General features: G+C 51.6%; 13 protein-coding genes and 1 riboswitch. Of the genes, 7 read left to right on the top strand and 6 right to left on the bottom strand.

What is annotated here, in order from left to right:
• Positions 1 to 110: 110 nt before the first annotated feature.
• The 6 genes from C5S61_RS11235 to C5S61_RS11210 all read right to left on the bottom strand — a co-directional run bounded on the left by C5S61_RS11235 (position 111) and on the right by C5S61_RS11210 (position 6,445).
• Entirely contained in the window at positions 111 to 356 is a 246-nt protein-coding gene (locus C5S61_RS11235) for a hypothetical protein (protein ID WP_054533563.1), read from the bottom strand.
• Between the two features lie 203 nt (positions 357 to 559).
• A complete protein-coding gene (locus C5S61_RS11230) occupies positions 560 to 1,102 on the bottom strand; it encodes a GNAT family N-acetyltransferase (RefSeq protein WP_110515150.1) in 543 nt (180 codons plus the stop codon).
• Between the two features lie 143 nt (positions 1,103 to 1,245).
• Positions 1,246 to 1,713: a GNAT family N-acetyltransferase gene (locus tag C5S61_RS11225; RefSeq protein WP_110515149.1), complete on the bottom strand. Its 468-nt coding sequence runs from the start codon at positions 1,711 to 1,713 to the stop codon at positions 1,246 to 1,248.
• Positions 1,714 to 1,716: 3 nt separating this feature from the next.
• Positions 1,717 to 2,922 carry a winged helix-turn-helix domain-containing protein gene (locus C5S61_RS11220; protein WP_110515148.1) on the bottom strand — a complete coding sequence of 402 codons (1,206 nt, stop codon included), beginning with the start codon at positions 2,920 to 2,922 and terminating at the stop codon, positions 1,717 to 1,719.
• 66 nt (positions 2,923 to 2,988) lie between these two features.
• Entirely contained in the window at positions 2,989 to 4,038 is a 1,050-nt protein-coding gene (locus tag C5S61_RS11215) for an NAD(P)-dependent alcohol dehydrogenase (RefSeq protein WP_110515147.1), read from the bottom strand.
• A gap of 475 nt (positions 4,039 to 4,513) precedes the next feature.
• Positions 4,514 to 6,445 (bottom strand): SpoIIE family protein phosphatase, encoded by a 1,932-nt coding sequence (locus tag C5S61_RS11210; RefSeq protein WP_110515146.1) that lies wholly within the window; start codon positions 6,443 to 6,445, stop codon positions 4,514 to 4,516.
• A gap of 290 nt (positions 6,446 to 6,735) precedes the next feature.
• Here C5S61_RS11210 and hemW point away from each other — a divergent pair, with 290 nt between their 5' ends.
• The 7 genes from hemW (at position 6,736) to C5S61_RS11175 (ending at position 18,204) form a co-directional block, all read left to right on the top strand.
• A complete protein-coding gene (hemW, locus tag C5S61_RS11205; RefSeq protein ID WP_110515198.1) occupies positions 6,736 to 8,010 on the top strand; it encodes a radical SAM family heme chaperone HemW in 1,275 nt (424 codons plus the stop codon).
• 609 nt (positions 8,011 to 8,619) lie between these two features.
• A riboswitch (cobalamin riboswitch) is annotated at positions 8,620 to 8,762 on the top strand.
• 136 nt (positions 8,763 to 8,898) lie between these two features.
• Positions 8,899 to 9,930 (top strand): cob(I)yrinic acid a,c-diamide adenosyltransferase, encoded by a 1,032-nt coding sequence (gene cobO, locus C5S61_RS11200; RefSeq protein ID WP_240614496.1) that lies wholly within the window; start codon positions 8,899 to 8,901, stop codon positions 9,928 to 9,930.
• On the top strand, positions 9,930 to 14,237 hold the full coding sequence (locus C5S61_RS11195) for a cobaltochelatase subunit CobN (RefSeq protein ID WP_110515145.1): 4,308 nt from the start codon (positions 9,930 to 9,932) through the stop codon (positions 14,235 to 14,237). Before cobO ends, C5S61_RS11195 begins: the two co-directional genes overlap by 1 nt.
• A complete protein-coding gene (locus tag C5S61_RS11190; RefSeq protein WP_110515144.1) occupies positions 14,234 to 14,998 on the top strand; it encodes a class I SAM-dependent methyltransferase in 765 nt (254 codons plus the stop codon). Before C5S61_RS11195 ends, C5S61_RS11190 begins: the two co-directional genes overlap by 4 nt.
• Positions 14,991 to 15,890: an adenosylcobinamide-phosphate synthase CbiB gene (gene cbiB / locus C5S61_RS11185; RefSeq protein WP_110515143.1), complete on the top strand. Its 900-nt coding sequence runs from the start codon at positions 14,991 to 14,993 to the stop codon at positions 15,888 to 15,890. The genes C5S61_RS11190 and cbiB overlap by 8 nt, the downstream gene beginning before the upstream one ends.
• A gap of 109 nt (positions 15,891 to 15,999) precedes the next feature.
• Positions 16,000 to 17,079 carry an ABC transporter substrate-binding protein gene (locus C5S61_RS11180; protein ID WP_110515142.1) on the top strand — a complete coding sequence of 360 codons (1,080 nt, stop codon included), beginning with the start codon at positions 16,000 to 16,002 and terminating at the stop codon, positions 17,077 to 17,079.
• A 78-nt stretch (positions 17,080 to 17,157) separates the two neighbouring features.
• Positions 17,158 to 18,204, top strand: a complete 1,047-nt coding sequence (locus C5S61_RS11175; protein ID WP_110515141.1) for a FecCD family ABC transporter permease — start codon at positions 17,158 to 17,160, stop codon at positions 18,202 to 18,204.
• Positions 18,205 to 18,414: the final 210 nt, after the last annotated feature.

Raw genomic sequence — 18,414 nt, 5'->3', positions numbered from 1 at the left:
AAAGAATTATCTGGTATATTCATAATTTAGCTTAAACGAGCCACGCTAAAAAAACAACAGCGTATCAACGGTGATACGCTGTCCAATCGCCCATCGTGTTCTATGCTTCATTACAATAAGGCTGCTCCATGGTCAACCAAAATCGACTGAATGCGCCCACGGGCGGTAGCGGGATCGTGAAGTTGGGCAACAGGCACTTCTAACCGAAAATGACAGCCATCACGAACATGTTCATCTGGATGCCAATAGATCCTGGTAATATTGAGGCTGGTGCGAATACTGCGCATTGCTCGCCATAAAACCGGGACGGTCGCTTCCACTGGTACTACAATAAAGGCACTCGAATCAACGGCCATGCCGAACCTCCTTTGGGTAGAATCACCCATGTGGTATAGGACAGATGTTTTGGCGATTGTAACGACGCAGTGTAGCAAGCTTTGACCAAGATTTCAAGCCCTTTGATCCTAGATTAGGGTGAGCAACGAGTAGTACTTTCTCACCCCTTAGTAGTATAGCTATATATCCAGATTGATCAAGATTAATTTTTGGTCAATTGCGCTTATTCCAGCTCACTATTCGAACACATGATCAACTGATCGGCAAAATCATCGTGTTGTTGGGATTGATCGAGGCCTAAGCGCCAAATTTCTTGCACACACTGCCAGCCTTGCGCTTGATAGAAGCGTTTGGCGCGATGATTGCTCGCAGTTACATACAACTGGATGCGTTGATAACCTTGCTTGCTTGCCCATGCTTGCGCTAGCTTAAGCAAACTTTGCGCCACGCCTTGGCTGCGATAATCTTGCTCAACATACAATGCAAGCAACTCGGCCCAACGTCGGCGTTTAAATAAAGCTGAATCTTGTTGACCAGTCACGATCAACAGGCCAATTGGCACGCTACCATGCCATGCCAGCATCGTTATGCCACTTGTATCGAGAACTTGTTTAACTAAAAAATCATGTAACAGCTCGCGCCAATCTTCAGCTAAACCAAAGTAGGGATCAAGCAATGTGTTATAGTGGTGTAAGGCTTCAAATAAGTGAGCAACAGCCCATTCTTCATCAGCCTGCGCCGGGCGAATTTCAAAAGCAATCTTCATAGTGGGTACGATATCCTTTATGCCTGCAAATAATCATCATTGATTCTACTGAGTGCATCCAGCATTTGGATGATGCAGTATTCAGCACAAAATAGGCCATTCCAAATTGGAATGACCTATCAGTATACCAGCAACGACGCTTTTTAGCGGCTTACAAAACTCCAGATCGTACCATCCCAGCCATAGGTCGTACCATCCAAAGCGAGGCACACATGGCCAAGATACTGATCAAGCGTGGTTTGCCAAAAGGCCAAGCCCGCAGCATTGCTGGCCAAACAGCGAATCTCCCAGGTCGCCGGAAAGCGATCGAACAAGAGCCACGCGGTTTGGCGTGCAGCACCTTGGCGACGAGCATTTGGCTCAACGTACAATTCAGCAATCGCAAAGGTTGTTTGGGGCAAGAGGGCATAGCGATTCAATAGCACAAAGCCAATTCGCTGCTCTGCTTGCTCAATCCACAACGGCACGCGCTCAGGATCTGCCCAATAGCTCGCCAAATAGGGATACTCTGGGCCTGATGCAGGCTCAAGCTCGGCCAAATAATCGGCAAGCAACGCTGCTAATTGGGCTTGTTGCTCGACCAAAATTGGCCTCAGTTGAATGGGTTGCATAGCTTAGGCCACGCGCGCTTGCACTTCGGCGGCAACCTGCGGCGGATCGCTCATGGTAATGCTGATGGTTGGCGTGCGATGCCAGTTGGCACAATCGCGCAGCATCACGGCCAAATCATCGTACAAGGCTTCGCTTGGTATGATGTTTGGCTCCAAATGCAAGGCATGAACGCGAAAAATCCCTGCGCTGCGTTCAGCCTTGGCATCAATCCGCCCAATCACCCGATCCTTCCAGAGAATTGGCAAGGTGAAGTAGCCATAACGCCGCTTGGGTGCTGGCGTATAGCATTCGAGTTTATAATCAAATTGCCAAAAATCCATGGTGCGCTGGCGATCCCAAATGAGGTTATCAAACGGCGAAAGCATGGTGGTGAGGCTTGGGGTGGGCGTTTGCTCCAGCAAATGGCGTTGCTCATGATGGATATAGGCTGGCGCGCTCCAACCTTCGACCTTGACCTCAATCGCTTTGCCTTCTGCGGCCCATGTTTGCAAGAGTTCTTTGATGCCTGGTCGGCGTTGGCGAAAATAATCGGGCAGATGGCGCTCGGTCGCAATACCCATTGAACGCAAGCCGCGCTCGCTCAGTTGCTCGGATGCATCCTCAAAGCTCGGGGTGTCGCGATCATTCCAATTGGGCATAACCCGCTCGGTTAGCTCATAAACGCGCTGGAATTTTTCGCGGCGGATAATCATTAACTCGCCCATGCCCCAGAGAATATCGAGCGCCGATTTGGCAGGCTTCCAATTCCACCAGCCGCCGCCAGCATGATCGTCTGGCGCTTCAAAATGGGCCGAGCGCAACGGGCCACGCTCGCGAATTGTCGCCAAGACGAAATCGGCAACTTCTTTATGTTCTTCGAGCCAACGCCGCGAACGATGCCACTCATGGATATAGCGCAACATCGCCGGTCGTAGCAACGGAAATAATTCGATTGGCAAGAATGAGGCTGCATGCGCCCAATATTCAAATAATTGGCCCGCCGGAAACTGCAATTGATCAAACCAGTCTGGATCATAATTGCCCAAACGACTCCAGAGCACAAAGTAGGGCGCACGCGCCACAACATTGATCGTATCGATTTGCACAATTTGCATGCGCTTGATGGTTTCGTACAAGGTTGCTTGATCAACAACGCTTGGGCGGCGATCTAAGCCTTGGGCCGCAATCGCAATTGCCCGAGCTTGATCAAGCGAGATGGTGGGTGTCATGAATCATCCTTAATCCAAGCGCCAACAGCCGCAGTTTAGGTGCAACTGTTGGCAACAAGCAACTGCTTATTCGGCTTTCAAGCTAGCAAGGTCGATCACAAAGCGATATTTCACATCACTTTTGAGCATGCGGTCGTAGGCTTGGTCGATCTGTTGCACGCCAATCAGCTCAATATCGGCCAAAATATTGTGTTCGGCACAAAAATCAAGCATCTCTTGGGTTTCGGCGATGCCACCGATCAACGAGCCAGATAACTGACGACGGCGAAAAATCAGGTTAGGATAGCTTGGAGTTGGGTGGGGATTTTCGGGCACGCCCACGAGGCAAAGCGTCCCATCGCGTTTCAAAAGGTTTAAATAATCATCAAGATTATGTGAAGCTGAAACCGTATTGAGGATAAAATCGAAGCTATTGCGTTGGCTGCGCATCGCAGCTGGATCTTTGGAGATAACGACGGAAGCACCCAAGCGCTCGGCATCGGCTGCTTTATGCGCCGAAGTGGTGAAGAGCACAACTTCAGCACCCATGGCTTTGGCAATTTTGACCCCAATATGACCAAGGCCGCCCAAGCCAACTACACCAACTTTCTGGCCGGGCTGCACGTTCCAATGGCGCAATGGCGAGTAGGTGGTGATGCCAGCACAGAGCAATGGGGCAACGCGGGCCAAATCCAAATGCTCGGCGATGCGCAGCACAAAATTCTCAGTAACCACAATTTGGCTTGAATAGCCGCCGTAGGTCACGCCGCCGGTGTGTAAATCGGGGCTATTGTAGGTATAAGTGGTTTTGGGGCAAAATTGCTCTTGCTGATCGTGGCAATCGGCACATTGGCCACATGAATCGACCATACAGCCTACGCCAACCGTATCGCCAACGTGGAATTTGCGTACCTCTGAGCCAACGGCCAGCACGCGGCCAACAATTTCGTGGCCAGGCACAATTGGGTAGACCGTGCCATCCCATTCGCTGCGCGCTTGATGCAAATCGGAATGGCAAATGCCACAATATAAAATTTCAATGTGCACATCAGTGGGAGTTAAATCGCGGCGCTCAAATTCGAAGGGGGCAAACGGCGCAGCGTTGTTAAATGCAGCATAGGCTTGCGTTTTCAGCATGGGCTTCCTCCTACAATAAAACATATGTGCAGTTTACCCAAAAAACGCCAATCGTGCATGTGGCCTAAGGCTTATTTTAGAAGGATGAAGGATGAAGTATGAGGGATGAAAGGCTAAGTCAAAAAAGAAGAACATAGAGCATAGAACATAGAGCATAGCATTTGGGGATCAGGGGTTGGGGATTGGGGATCAGGCTCTAGGCTATAGTCTCTTGGCTATTGGAATATAATCAAGCGAATCTGTGGAATCTGTGGCTAAAAAACATGCTTCGTGCTCTTCGTGCAATTCGTGGATCGGAAATTTAACGCAGAGGCGCGGAGAGCGTTAAGGATGAGGGATGAAGTCAAGAACATAGAACAGAGAGCATAGAACATTATGGGGCTATGGGAACATAATCCGTGGAATCTGTGCCAATCTGTGGCTAAAAAACATGCTTCGTGCTCTTCGTGATCTTCGCGGTTTCGATCCCTAACCTCTACTTTTGAATCCAGACAATTGTAATATCATCGACTGGCGTGCGCTCAGCCATAAAATTGCTAATTTGTTTGAATAAATGCTCGTGATATGGCTCGATTGCTGGCCAATGTCGATAGCCAGCCAGAATTGTTGCGAACAACTCGAAGCCGAGCATTTGGTTGGCAGGGTTACGCGCTTCGACCACGCCATCACTGACAAAAACCACATGATCATCAGGCTTCAGCTGAATGTTTGCTTCTTGATAGCGAACATCGTGGCGTGAGCCAATTGGCAAGCCAACAACCTCAATTTCCTCAAGCGTACCAGCACGCAGTAAGTAGGGCATAACCATACCAGCATTGGCAATTTGCAGGCTTGCATTGGCTTGATCATAAACCGCATACATCACCGCAGCATTCATGCGATTGGCTTTGAGCCGTTCGATCAACAAAGTATTGAGGGTTTGCAGCAAAACCGCTGGTTGGCTACCTTCGCGGGCGCGTTCTTCCAAGGTGCTCGAAACCAGCGCCATCATCAGGGCTGCGCCAACACCCTTGCCCGAAATATCGCCAATTGCCATGCCAACCCGACCATTGCCAAGATCGATAAAGCTATAGAAATCGCCGCCAACTTCTGCTGATGGCAATGAATAGGCATTGGCGCGCAAAATATCGGGGTTCCACGGCGGGCGCTGCGAGAGTAAGCCAATTTGAATATCGTGGGCAAGCTTGAGGCCTTGCTGCAAATAATCGTTCTTCTCTTGGAGTTGATCGGTGAGTTGCACCAATTGTTGATAGGCTAGGCGCAATTCGTTGGTACGCAAGGCAACTTGGTCTTCGAGTTGCTCGCGGTTGGCACGCAATTGCTTGGTCATACGGGTAAAACTGCGAATCAACAAGCCCAATTCATCATCACGCGCTGGCAAATCTGCTTGTTGTAAATTACCTTCGGCAACTTGAACCGCAGCCTCGGTTAGTTGGGCCACAGGCACAACGACTTGCCGCATCAATGCAAACACCGCCAACAGTGCCAAGCCCTCTAAAACCAAGCCAATGGTAAAAATTACAATACTCAATTCGCGGGCAGGAGCAAAAGCCTCAGCTTGGTTAACTTCGCTCAACAAAATCAGATCGCGGCCTTCAAGCCAATGGTAAACCCCAACCACCGCTTCGCCAGCGTAGTTTTGATATTTGGCAACGCCATTTTGGCGCGCCAGCGCTTGCTGAATGCCATATGAATCCACGACAATTGGCATGCCAGGCCGGCCAAAACGTTTGCTTGAAACAAAGCGTTGCTTGCTATCGACCAAATAGGTTTCGCTGCTACGACCTAAACCAACCCGTTGAACTAAAATATCATCAAGCCGCGATAAATTAACGTTCGCAGCGAGAATTGCATAGACATTGTTATCGCGGTCAAAGAGCGGGCTTGCAATCGTCAGCGTGGGAATATCTGCATCGTTGGGGTAGATATTTTCGATATATAAGCCAAATTGGGCAACATTGGTATATTCGCGATCAGTAATAATAGTACCTTCGTGCAGCGGATCGGTTGAGAAAATGACTCGCCCAACTTGATTGAGCACAAAGATTTCATCGAATTTGGTTTGATTTTTCACCACTGAGCGCAAGTAGGTCGCAAGCGTATCGTAGGCGCTATTGGCTTCGGGGCTGACCAGTTTGGCGTTGGCAAGCATGCTTGCGTTGCTACGCACCAAGGGCAAGCCCGCCAACAACTGTACCTCTTTGCGCTGATCGTCGACCCAGCGCTCGATTTCTTGCTCTTTGAGCGAAGTTGCAATGCTCAGCCGTTCAATCACCGATTGCTCGATCACGCGGCGGCCAAGCCAATAGGCCGTCAAGCCTAAGAGACTTACAGCTAGGGTGGCTACCAAACAAAACATTGCCACTAAGCGGGCAACTAAGCTACGTTTAATTAAGCGCAGCACCATAAACCTCGCGCACCATCGCTAGATTGCGCATCGGCCCCATTGTAGCAGTAAATAGAACTCAGTAGAACATAGAGCAAAGAACATAGAGCATAGCGAAAGGCTGAAGGCTGAAGGATGAGGGATGAAGGCAAAATAGGGCTATAGGCTGATGGCTATTGGCTAGCGGAGATTGGTTTGAAATACCAACGATTGTTCCGATAGCCCAAATCCTAGAGCCTTATCTTCGTGCGCTTCGTGGATCAACCTGCTGCTTCATGGCGCAAAGGCTCAAATCGCACTACAATACTGCCATGACAACACACGATTTAAAACATCTCTACATTCATATACCATTTTGCCAAACCCGCTGTGCCTATTGCGATTTCAACACCTTTGCCAATCGCGAAGATTTTATGCAGCGCTATGTTGATGCGCTGTGCTTGCACCTCGAACGCATGGCGAGCGGCGCAACCAGCGTTGACCAAACATGGCCGAAAACAGCAACCCACCCAATTCCATGGGCCAGCTATCAACTGAACGATCTTACGGGGCCGTTGCAGCAAGCCGATTTACCAGCTACCGTCTTTTTGGGCGGCGGCACTCCAACCGCACTGCCCTTGCACTTGCTTGAACAACTGATGCAAACCATCGGGCGAATTATTCCGCTTGAGCAAGCAGAAGTGACCAGCGAAGCCAACCCAGGTACGGTGCTTGACCATGAGTATTTGCGGGCGATGCGTTCGATGGGCATTAATCGTTTGAGCATGGGCGTACAAACCCTGCACGACCCAACTTTGCGCGTGTTGGGGCGCATTCATACGGCCAGCGAGGCCTTTGCTTCGTATCAGGCAGCGCGTAAAGTCGGCTTTGATAATATTAATCTTGATTTTATGTTTGGCTTGCCTGGCCAAGATATTGCCCAATGGCGCGCGATGCTTAAGGAAATTGTCAGCTGGGATACCGAACATTTTGCCCTCTATTCGCTGATTGTTGAGCCAAGCACACCGCTGGCAGCTCAAGTGACCGCAGGCCGCGTGAGCATCCCCAACGATGATGCTACTGGCGAGATGTATGAGGCGGCGATGGATATTTTGGGTGCAGCAGGCTATGGCCATTATGAGATTTCCAATTGGGCCAAAACCAAAAGCCCCCAGTTCAATCCAAGCGAACGCTTGCCAGCCTATGCCTCGCGTCACAACGTTGCCTATTGGCTCAATGCCGATTACTTGGGTGTTGGTGCTGGCGCACATAGCCATTGGCGCGGCTGGCGCTGGGTTGATCAACGGGTTTTGGAGCCATTCGCCCAACAGGTTGAACGCGGCCAAGCACCATTGGTTGATGCGCAGGCATGCGAGCCAAACGACCGTAATTTTGAAACGATTATGATGGGCTTGCGGCTGAATTGTGGCTTAGGGTTTGCCCATTTTCAGCAACGCACTGGCCACGATTTGCTTGAGCAGTATCAACCAATAATTAATACATTAGTTGAGCAAGGCATGCTCGAACAAACCGCAAATGCAATTCGCTTTACGCCACGCGGGCGCATGGTTGGCAATCAAGTCATCGAACGCTTTTTGGTCGATTAAGAACATAGAGCATAGAACCTAGAACATAGGGATGAGGGAATTACTTTAATCACGAAGGACACGAAGAGCACGAATGTTGGGTTTTGAGTCCTATCAGATTTGAACGCAATTCAGACATTCAACCAATGCAACTTCGTGTCCTTCATCATTTCTTCTCTGCGCCGCTGCGTTAAATATTTTTTGCATTTTGCATTTTGACTTGACCTTTCATCCCTCATACTTCATCCTTCATCCTTGCTTCTCTCTGCGCCGCTGCGTTAAATTTTCGCCACGAATTGCACGAATTGCACGAAAAATATGTTTTAGCCACAGATTCCACAGATTTTTATGATTATATTCTTGCCAACCCAAAGCCAACAGCCAATAGCCAAAGTTCTCTCAGTTAAATATTTTTCAACTTTTTGCATTTTGCCTTCTGACTTGGCCTTTCATCCTTCATCCTTCATCCTTCATCCTTTCTTTTCTCTGCGTCGCTGCGTTAAATATTTTTTGCATTTTGCATTTTGACTTCTGCCTTTTGACTTGACCTTTCATCCCTCATAATTCATCCTTCATCCTTTCTTCTGACTTTTGACTTTAACTCAGGGTTGCCCGTATAATCGTGGCTGCAATTTACAACTTGTTTGTGGTGCGTTGCTGTCCCGGATGACACAAACGCGCAATGGGGGAAGCCAGTCCAAGTCTGGCGCTGTCCCGCAACGGTAGGAAGCTTTGCTTCAAGCCCGATAACCCGCCACAAACTCATCGACACTCCAACATTTCCCTCGCGGATCAGGGAAGGAGTTGCTAGGCCCTGCTGGGTTTAGTGCCTCTTTTCCTCTTTGGCATGAGCCGAAGAGGTTTTTTCTTGGCTGTTTGCATGCTGGTGTGTCGCCCAACGGAGCCAGCATGAGCGATGCCCCACTGACGATGCGTGCCTATGGCCGCCATTTATTTATTTGCACTGGTGATCAATGCAACGGCGACGCTGACGGCGCGGCCTTAGCTCAACACGCCCTCGAACAACTCGGCGATCGGCGCAAATTACGCAATCCTGAACGGGTCAAATGCTCGACCGTCAGCTGCTTAGGCGTGTGCCAGCGCGGCCCAATTGCGGTGGTCTATCCAGAAGGCATTTGGTATCAGCAGCTTGATGCGGAATTAGTTGAACGCATCGTTCAAGAGCATCTGATCAATGGCGAGCCAGTTGAAGCAGCGATTTTTCATCGGCTCTATCCGGCTGGGCAAGAGCCAGAATACGCTCCGGCAGTGCGCGGCGATCAAGCGTTTAATCCAATTGAATTGCAGCACGATGATGCAGTTGAGCAATTGGAACCAATTGTCGTTGCTGGCACGCAACTGCATTCGACCGAGGAAAAACAGCGCTATCGCGAGCAAGTGCGCAAATTGCGTAAGGGCAAAAAAGGCTTAGTGATTGTCAATACAGGCAATGGCAAGGGCAAAACTTCGGCAGCTTTGGGCGTGATGACCCGCGCGTGGGGTCGCGATCTGAAGGTGCGCATGATTCAGTTTCTCAAACATGAAAATGCCAAATTTGGCGAATCGCGGGCCGCTGCCAAGATGGAGATTGAGTTTGGCGGCACTGGCGATGGCTTTACGTGGACATCGAAAGACCTTGATGCGACCAAAGCCAAAGCCTTGCATGGCTGGGAACTAGCCAAAACTGCGATTAGCTCGAATCAGTATCAAATCGTGATTCTCGATGAATTTACCTATGTGCTGGCGTTTGGCTGGCTCGATGTCAACGAGGTTGTGGCTTGGTTAGCGGCCAACAAGCCCGAATTGCTGCATGTAATTATCACAGGCCGCGATGCACCAGCTGCCCTAATTGAGCACGCCGACCTCGTGACCGAGATGCGCGAGATCAAACATCCGTTTCGGCTTCAAGGCATTCGCGCTCAAATAGGGATTGATTTCTAATGACTGAACGTTTGCAACGCAATATGGTCGAGCGCATCGATGGGCGCATGGTCAACGCTGGCTATAAACGCGGTATGTTGTTTATCTGCGCTCATGGCTGCTGCTGTGGCATTACCGAACGTGGTTTTGCCCCCGTCTGGCCGGAAATTCATCAGCACGAATGGGAAAGTCGCAAGCTGCGCAACCTTGTGCATCTGAATATGGGCGGCTGTTTGGGGCCATGCCCGCTGGCCAACGTCGCCATGTTGATGTTCGATGGCCAGCCGATTTGGTTTCATTCGCTCAATCAGCCAGAGTTGGTGGTAGCGCTCTACGACTACATCGAAACCATGATTCAGGCCGATCAGGTACTGCCTGCGCCAGCCAATCTCAAGTCGCATGTCTTCAATGGCTTCAAATGGGATGGTCACGCACCAGCAGCAACCAGCCAAGCGCCAACCTTGCCAGCTAGCCAGCCCAGCCTTGGCAATGGGATTCTCTTTTTGACCCAAGCTGATACCGATATTTTGCTGATTGAGCAGGCTCGTCGCCAATTGCCAAGCGATTTTACCATCCTACAAACCGCCAACGTGGGCGAGGCCGAAGATCAAACGGCACTTGATGGTTTGCTTGATCGCTTGTTGCCGCAGGCCGAAATTGTGGTGGTGCGCCTCATTTCTGGGAGCCGTGGCTTTGAGCATGGCATCGAGCGCTTGCAACAATGGACGCAGCAAACCAATGGCTTTGTGCTGTATTTGCCTGGCTTCGAGGCGCTTGACCCTGAATTGATGGCGCTTTCGAATGTTGGCGTGCCGCTGGCGCACTTGATTAGCACCTATTTTATGCAGGGCGGCTTGGAAAATGTGGTCAATGCCTTGGCATGTTTGAGCGACCACTTGTTGCTCACAGGTTGGGGCTATGACGCACCGCGCGAATTACCACGCCATGGCATCTACACGCCAGCATTAAATCGCTGCGAAGGGTGCACTGGTGCTCAATGCCAAACGAGCGAGCAACCAGCCAAGCCAACCGTGGGCGTGCTGTTCTATCGAGCGCATATGCTCAGCGGCAACACCGATTTTGTTGATGCAATTTGTCGGGCAATCGAAGCAAAGGGCATGCAACCACGGGCGGTCTATAGCCACTCGCTCAAGGAAGGCGGCAGCAACAATTTGCCCGCTGCCTTGGAATGTTTGCAAGCTGATGGGCCGATTGATGCCTTGATTTGCAGTTTGTCGTTTGCCTTGGGCAATGTCAATACTGAAGGCCCAACCCTCGCAGGCTGGGAAATCGACATGCTGCAACAGATGAACGTACCGATTATCCAAGCGATTGCCAGTGGCCGCTCGCGTGAGCAATGGCAACGAGCAGGCCGTGGATTAAGCTCGTTGGATACAGCAATTAATGTGGCGATTCCCGAATTTGATGGACGGATTATCACCGTGCCAATCTCGTTCAAGGAGCAAGACCCCAATTCTGGCGGCGTGCGCTACGTGCCAGATCTTGAGCGGGTTGAGCGGGTAGTTGGCATTACGCGGCGCTTAGTCACTTTGCGCCACAAACCAAACGCCGAAAAACGTATTGCTTTTGTGTTTACCAATAGCAGCGCCAAAGCCTCGCGAGTTGGCAACGCGGTCGGCTTAGATGCGCCAGCTTCATTATTGACCTTGCTGCACGCCATGCAAGCAGAGGGCTATCAGGTCGGCAAATTGCCAGCGAGCAGCGATCAATTATTGCTCGATTTGATCGATCGTTGTTCGTATGATGAAACTTGGCTGACCGAGCAGCAATTAGCTCAAGCGGTGCATGTGCCAGTTGCGCAATATCAACAATGGTTTAGCGAATTGCCCGCCAATTTGCAAGCCAGCATGATCAAACAATGGGGCGAAGCGCCAGGCACGGCCTATTTGAGCGAGCATGGATTAGCCTTGGCGGGCTTGGAGTTTGGCAACGTTTTTGTGGCCTTGCAGCCACCACGTGGCTATGGCATGGACCCCAACGCAATTTACCACATGCCCGATTTGCCGCCGCCGCACAGCTATTATGCGCTCTATCGCTGGCTGCGCGATGGCTGGCAGGCCGATGCCTTGGTGCATATGGGCAAACACGGCACGCTCGAATGGCTCCCTGGCAAGAGCGTTGGCCTCAGCCGCGAGTGCTTCCCCGATGCCTTAATCGCTGATTTGCCAGTGATTTATCCATTTATCATCAACGATCCAGGCGAGGGTAATCAGGCCAAACGCCGCAGCCATGCCGTGATTATCGACCATATGACTCCGCCGATGACCAGCGCTGGAGCCTATGGCCAGTTGGCCGAATTGGCGCAATTGGTCAATGAATATTATCAAGTTGAGCAACTAGACCCGAATAAATTGCCCTTGTTGCAGCGCCAAATTTGGAACTTGCTGCAAACGAGCAATCTCAGCGACGATTTGCAATTTATTCTCAAGGCCAACCACGGCGACCACACCCACGAGTGGGATGGCTCATTCCTTGAGGATGGCACACCCACGGCCTTTGCCGAGATGGAAGGCCGCCAAGTCGCCCACTTGCTCGAAGATATTGAAGGCTATTTGTGCGAACTGACCGGAGCGCAAATTCGCGATGGCTTGCATATTTTGGGAACCTTGGCCGAGGGCGACCAACTGCCAGAATTGCTGTTTCACCTGACCAAACTGCCCAACCTTGATGTGCCAAGTTTGCCCGTGGCGGTTGGCACGCTCTATGGCTTGGATTGGAATACTTTACAAGTTAATTTGGGCGAACGCTTAACCCAACCTTTGCAATTAGCCGAACAAACCTTGTATAGCAATGGCGATGTAGCGGCGTGGCTCGAACAGCATTGCAAAACAATTTTGCATCAACTTGAGCAACAAAACTGGCAAATTGCGGCAATTCCAGCAGTTTTAAACGCCAGCTTGTTGCCTAGCGCAGCGGCGTGGGATCAAACGGTCGTCGCGCCATTGGAATTTATCTGTAGCCAGTTGATTCCTAATTTGCATGAAAGTGCGCGCGCCGAAATTGCCAGCCTCTTACACGCCTTGAATGGCGGCTACATTCCAGCGGGGCCTAGCGGCGCACCAACCCGTGGCATGGCGCATGTGCTCCCAACGGGCCGCAATTTCTATGCGGTCGATCCACGCTCGTTGCCCAGTGCGGCGGCTTGGCAAGTTGGCCAGCACTTGGCCGATGATTTGATTCGGCGCTATCAACGCGAGGAAGGCAGCTACCCGCGCAGCGTTGGCATCAGCATTTGGGGCACCAGCGCGATGCGCACCTATGGCGATGATATTGCCCAAGTGCTGGCCTTATTGGGCGTGCGGCCAGTGTGGCAAGCTGAAAATCGCCGCATCACGGGCGTTGAAGTTATTCCCATCGCCGAACTTGGCCGCCCACGAATTAATGTGGTGTGTCGAATTAGCGGCTTCTTCCGCGATGCCTTCCCGCATTTGGTCAGTTTGCTTGATCAAGCAGCCCAAACAGTAATCGCGCTTGATGAACCGCTTGATCAGAATTTTGCTCGCCAGCAGACGTTTGCCGCCACCGAGCAGCTGATCAAAAACGGCTTAGCGCCCGAAATTGCCCAGCAACAAGCGCGTTATCGGGTTTGGGGCTGCAAGCCAGGCAGCTATGGCGCAGGCATTTTGCCCTTGATCGATAGCCAAAATTGGCAAGATGACGCTGATTTTGCCCAAGCCTACATTGCGTGGGGCGGCTATGCCTACACTAGCGATGAATATGGCGTTGAGGCCGCCAATGCATTTGGCACAGCCTTGAGCGAAGTGCAAATTGCCACTAAAAACCAAGACAACCGCGAACACGATATTTTTGATAGCGACGACTACATGCAATATCACGGCGGCATGATCGCCACGATTCGCGCCTTGACTGGCCGCAACCCACGCCGCTACTTTGGCGATTCGAGCAACCCGCAGCGCCCTCAAACCCGCGACCTGCGCGAAGAAGCGCGGCGGGTGTTTCGCAGTCGCGTGGTCAATCCCAAATGGATCGAAAGTATGCGTCGCCACGGCTACAAAGGCGCGTTGGAGCTAGCCGCCACCGTCGATTACCTGTTTGGCTACGATGCCACCGCCCAAGTTGTCGATGATTGGATGTATCACTCGATTGCTGAGCACTATTTGCGCGACGAGGAGATGCAGCAATTTTTTGCCGACAGCAACCCGTGGGCTTGGCAAGCAATTGCCGAACGCTTGCTCGAAGCAATTGATCGCGATTTATGGCACGACCCAGAGCAACACGACATCGATCTGCTTAAAGCCGCCCAATCGTTGGGCTTGAGCAATTTACAACAGCGAGGCCAGCTATGAACAACAACGATTGGTATCGCTATTTTGCGCCGCGCCAAGTTGCCACGCTCAGCGCCGAACGCCAACACGCCGATTACACTGCCGCCCAGCACGATCTCGATTTTGTGCTGGCGCAGATTGGCATTGGCTCAAACGCCAGCATTTTGGAAATTGGCTGTGGTTGGGGTCGGCATAGCGTGGCGTTGGCTGAACGCGGCTTTGATCACGTTTTGAGCATCGATATTGCGCCAGAATTGCTGCACGCAGCCCAAGCCTTTGCCCAGCAACGCGGCCAAAATTGCCAATTTCGCCAACAAGATTTTATCGAAATTGCTGCGCAACCGTTCGATGCAATTTTCTCGTTGTACGATCGCAGTTGTTGCGGCTACCCCAGCGAGGCCGCCGATGCCCAAAGTTTGCAGCATTTAGCCAATCTGCTGCAACCAAACGGCTGGCTGATTTTTGGGATCAACGATTGGCCGTTTGTGCTGCCCGAAGCCAGCCAACGCTGGGCCGAAACTGAACAAGGCTTGGAATTATACGAAGTGCTTCCTGATCGCAATGCCATGACCTGCACCGATCGCTTGACGGTGCTGAAAGCAGGCCAGCGCACGAGCTACGAATTGACCCGCCGCCATTATTACTTGCCCGAATTGCAGCGCTTGCTCAGCAATGCAGGCTTACATTTGGTCAGCGCTTGGCATCGCTTAGACCAAAATCGACCGTATGGCGATGGTAGCAACGGCCTGTTTATTGTTGCTCAGCGAGCTAACAATGGCTAAGCGAGCATTGAGTGCGTTATTGGCCTTGGCCTGCGATACGCTGCTGCCAGAATTGCCCAACTCTGTGCATCCGGTGGTCTGGATGGGCAAGTGGATCAAGCAGGGCGAGCGATTCGCGCCAAACAACCAAGCGGCGCGTTTGGCTTGGGGCGCGATTTGGCTGAGCGCAGGCTTGGGCTTGAGCGCAGGTTTGGCCACCAGAATTCCCAAACATTCGTTGGCGCAAGCCTTGGTAGCCCAAAGTTTGTTGGCCTATCGAGCGCTTGATCGGGCGGTTGGCGAAGTGCAAAGCGCACTTGCCACCGACGATTTGGCCGAAGCACGGCGCTTGTTAAGCTGGCATTTGGTCAGTCGCGATACGGCGGAGCTAAGCTCAAATGAAGTTGTCGCCGCCGCCATCGAATCATTGGCCGAAAATCTTTCGGATAGCGTGATTGCGCCCTTGTTTTGGTATTTGGCAGCAGGCTTGCCTGGCTTGGCGGCCTATCGTATGAGCAATACTTTTGATGCGATGTGGGGCTATCGCAATCAGCGTTTTGAATATCTCGGCAAAGTTGCCGCCCGTTGCGATGATGCACTCAATTTGATTCCAGCCCGCTTGACTGCCATGTTGCTTTGGCTGGTTGCCCATGGCCAACGCCAACCAACATGGCAGGTAGCTTGGCGCGATCACGGCAATACTGCTTCGCCAAATGCTGGCTGGCCAATGGCGGCTATGGCTGGCGCGTTGGATACCCAGCTGATCAAAATCGAGCATTATACGCTTGGCGACGGCCCAACCCAGCCCGACCCAGCCCTAATCCAAGCCGCTCGCCAGCTAGCCCGCCGCGTGATTGTGGTGATTGTGGCAGGTTTAGCAATAGCTGCATGGGGAGCTGAAACTAAGAATTAGTGAGTAACGTTTTAACCGCTAAGATCGCGAAGGACACGAAGGAGCCGATTTAACAATTTCATCCTTCATCCCTCATACTTCATCCTTTATAAAATGGGGTTCAATTCCGATGAACAAGGTTCGATTTAGCCGATTTTTGAGCGTTTTCTTGTTGTTGAGCAGCCTTGTAGCCTGTGGGACTGCCGAAAGTAGCATTACCCAAATTCCAGCGACCACCGTGCCAGCAACCGCAACAACTGATAGTGCCGCCGTAGCACCAACCGCCACCACAGCAGTAAGCGCAACCGCCGAATTGGCTCCGACCGCAACAATTAGCCCAACCGCTGTGGTCAGCAGCACCAGCAGCGTCAGCTATCCCTTGACGATCAAGGATAGCCTTGGCCGCGAAGTGACCTTGCAAGCAGCACCCAGCCGCATCGTCTCGTTAGCGCCATCGAACACCGAAATGCTGTTTGCAGTTGGCGCAGGCGATGCCTTGGTTGGCGTAACAAAGTATTGCAATTATCCCGAAGCTGCTAAGAGCATCGATCAAATTGGCGGTTTTTCGGCCAAGTCAATTAGCCTCGAAACGATTGTGGCGCTCAAGCCCGATGTAGTGTTTTCGGGCGATGAAAGCCAACAAACCGTGATCGATGCGCTGGCGCAAGCCAATATTCCGGTGATTGCAATTAAAGCTGAAAACTTCGCAGCGGTCTATGAAAACATTAATTTGATTGGCCAAGCCACCAATCATCCAAGCGAAGCGGCCCAAGTTGTGGCCGATATGCAAACGCGCATTGATGCCGTAACTGCTAAAACCAGCACAATCGCCACAGCCGATAAATTAAGCGTGTTCTACGAAGTGTATGATGAGCCATTGATGACCGCTGGCCCGCAAACCTTCATTGGCCAGCTGATTGAGCTTGCAGGCGGGGTCAATATTTTCGCTGAATTGAGCGAAGAGTATCCCGAAATTAGTGCCGAAGAAGTGCTCAATCGCCAACCAGCGGTGATCATCGGGCCAGATACACGCAGCGAGAAATTCAGCGCCGAGATTATTGCGCAACGCCCAGGCTGGAGCGAAATCAAAGCTGTCAAGGATGGCAAGGTCTTGGTGTTGAACGGCGATATTCTTTCGCGCCCAGGCCCACGCTTGGCCGATGCCTTGGAAGCAATCAGCCAAGCCTTGTATCCTGAATTGTTCAAATAAACCCCAAACAAGTTTAATTGATGTTTTGCAAGCAGAGTCAGCGCTGGCTCTGCTTGCTCAAGTTTTGAAGGGTTGGTTTTGGCACGTTTATTCTCGAAGCCCTATTGGCGCGATCTGCTGGCATTTGGTGGCATGCTTGGCCTCTTAGGATTGACGATGGTAGTGAGCCTTGGCATCGGCGCAGTGCAATTCAGCCCCAGCGATGTGCTGCAAGCGATTGTTCAGCCCAATCATGCCAGCACTAACAGCACCGCCGTGACAATTGTTTGGGATTTTCGGCTGGCGCGCATGCTCCTAGCAGCGCTAATCGGCGCTGGTTTGGCCAGTGCTGGGGCGGCATTCCAAGGCTTGTTTCAAAATCCCCTCGCCGATCCATTTTCGATTGGCGCATCTGGCGGCGCGGCCTTGGGCGCAACCTTGGCGATTGTGCTGCAAATTCAGTGGCAATGGTTAGGCTTTAATGCGATTGCGCTGTGTGCCTTTATTGGCGCATTGCTGGCGGTTGCCGTCGTTTATAGCATTGCTGAAGTTGGCGGCCAAGCCCCACGCACGGCCTTGCTGTTGGCGGGAGCGGCACTTAGCACAATGCTTTCAGCAACCGTGTCATTATTGTTATTAATGAATGAACAGCCGTTGTATGAGGTATTTGCCTGGTTGCTTGGCGGTTTATCAGGCCGCAGCTGGGATAATTTGCGCAGCAGTTTGCCATTTGTGCTACTTGGGATTGCTTGGCTCTGGCTGCTAGCACGCCGGATTGATGCGCTGAGTTGTGGCGATGAAGTGGCGCAAAGTTTAGGTTTATCGCTGTGGCGCACTCGCAGCGCCGTAATTGCCGCCGCCAGCATCACCACAGCCGCAACCGTCGCCAATGGCGGGATTATCGGTTTTATTGGCTTGATTGCGCCGCACATTGCCCGCTTGCTGTTTGGAGCCAACCACGCACGCTTGATTCCGGCCAGCGGCTTAATTGGGGCGATGCTGCTGGTGCTGGCCGATACAACTGCTCGCACCATCGCCGCGCCATTGGAGTTGCCAGTTGGCATTTTGACGGCGATGCTCGGCGGGCCATTCTTTTTGTATGTGCTCAAACGCTCGCGAGGAGGCCAACGGAGGGATGAATTATGAAGGATGAATGCAAGAACATAGAACATAGAGCATAGAACATAGAACATAAGGTTTGGGGATATGGGTAATCTGTGGCAAAAAACTTAACCTTCGTGTCCTTCGCGATCTTCGCGGTTTCTGGCCCTTCGTGCGCTTCGTGGATCAATTTTGGAGTCAAACTTAGCATGAATCAAAGCAAGCAAATCCGGCCCCTAGCCCCGTCTCTTATAC

Origin of the sequence: Herpetosiphon llansteffanensis, from assembly GCF_003205875.1 — a bacterium.
GTDB lineage: Bacteria > Chloroflexota > Chloroflexia > Chloroflexales > Herpetosiphonaceae > Herpetosiphon > Herpetosiphon llansteffanensis.
This window is presented reverse-complemented; position numbering and strand designations above follow the sequence as displayed.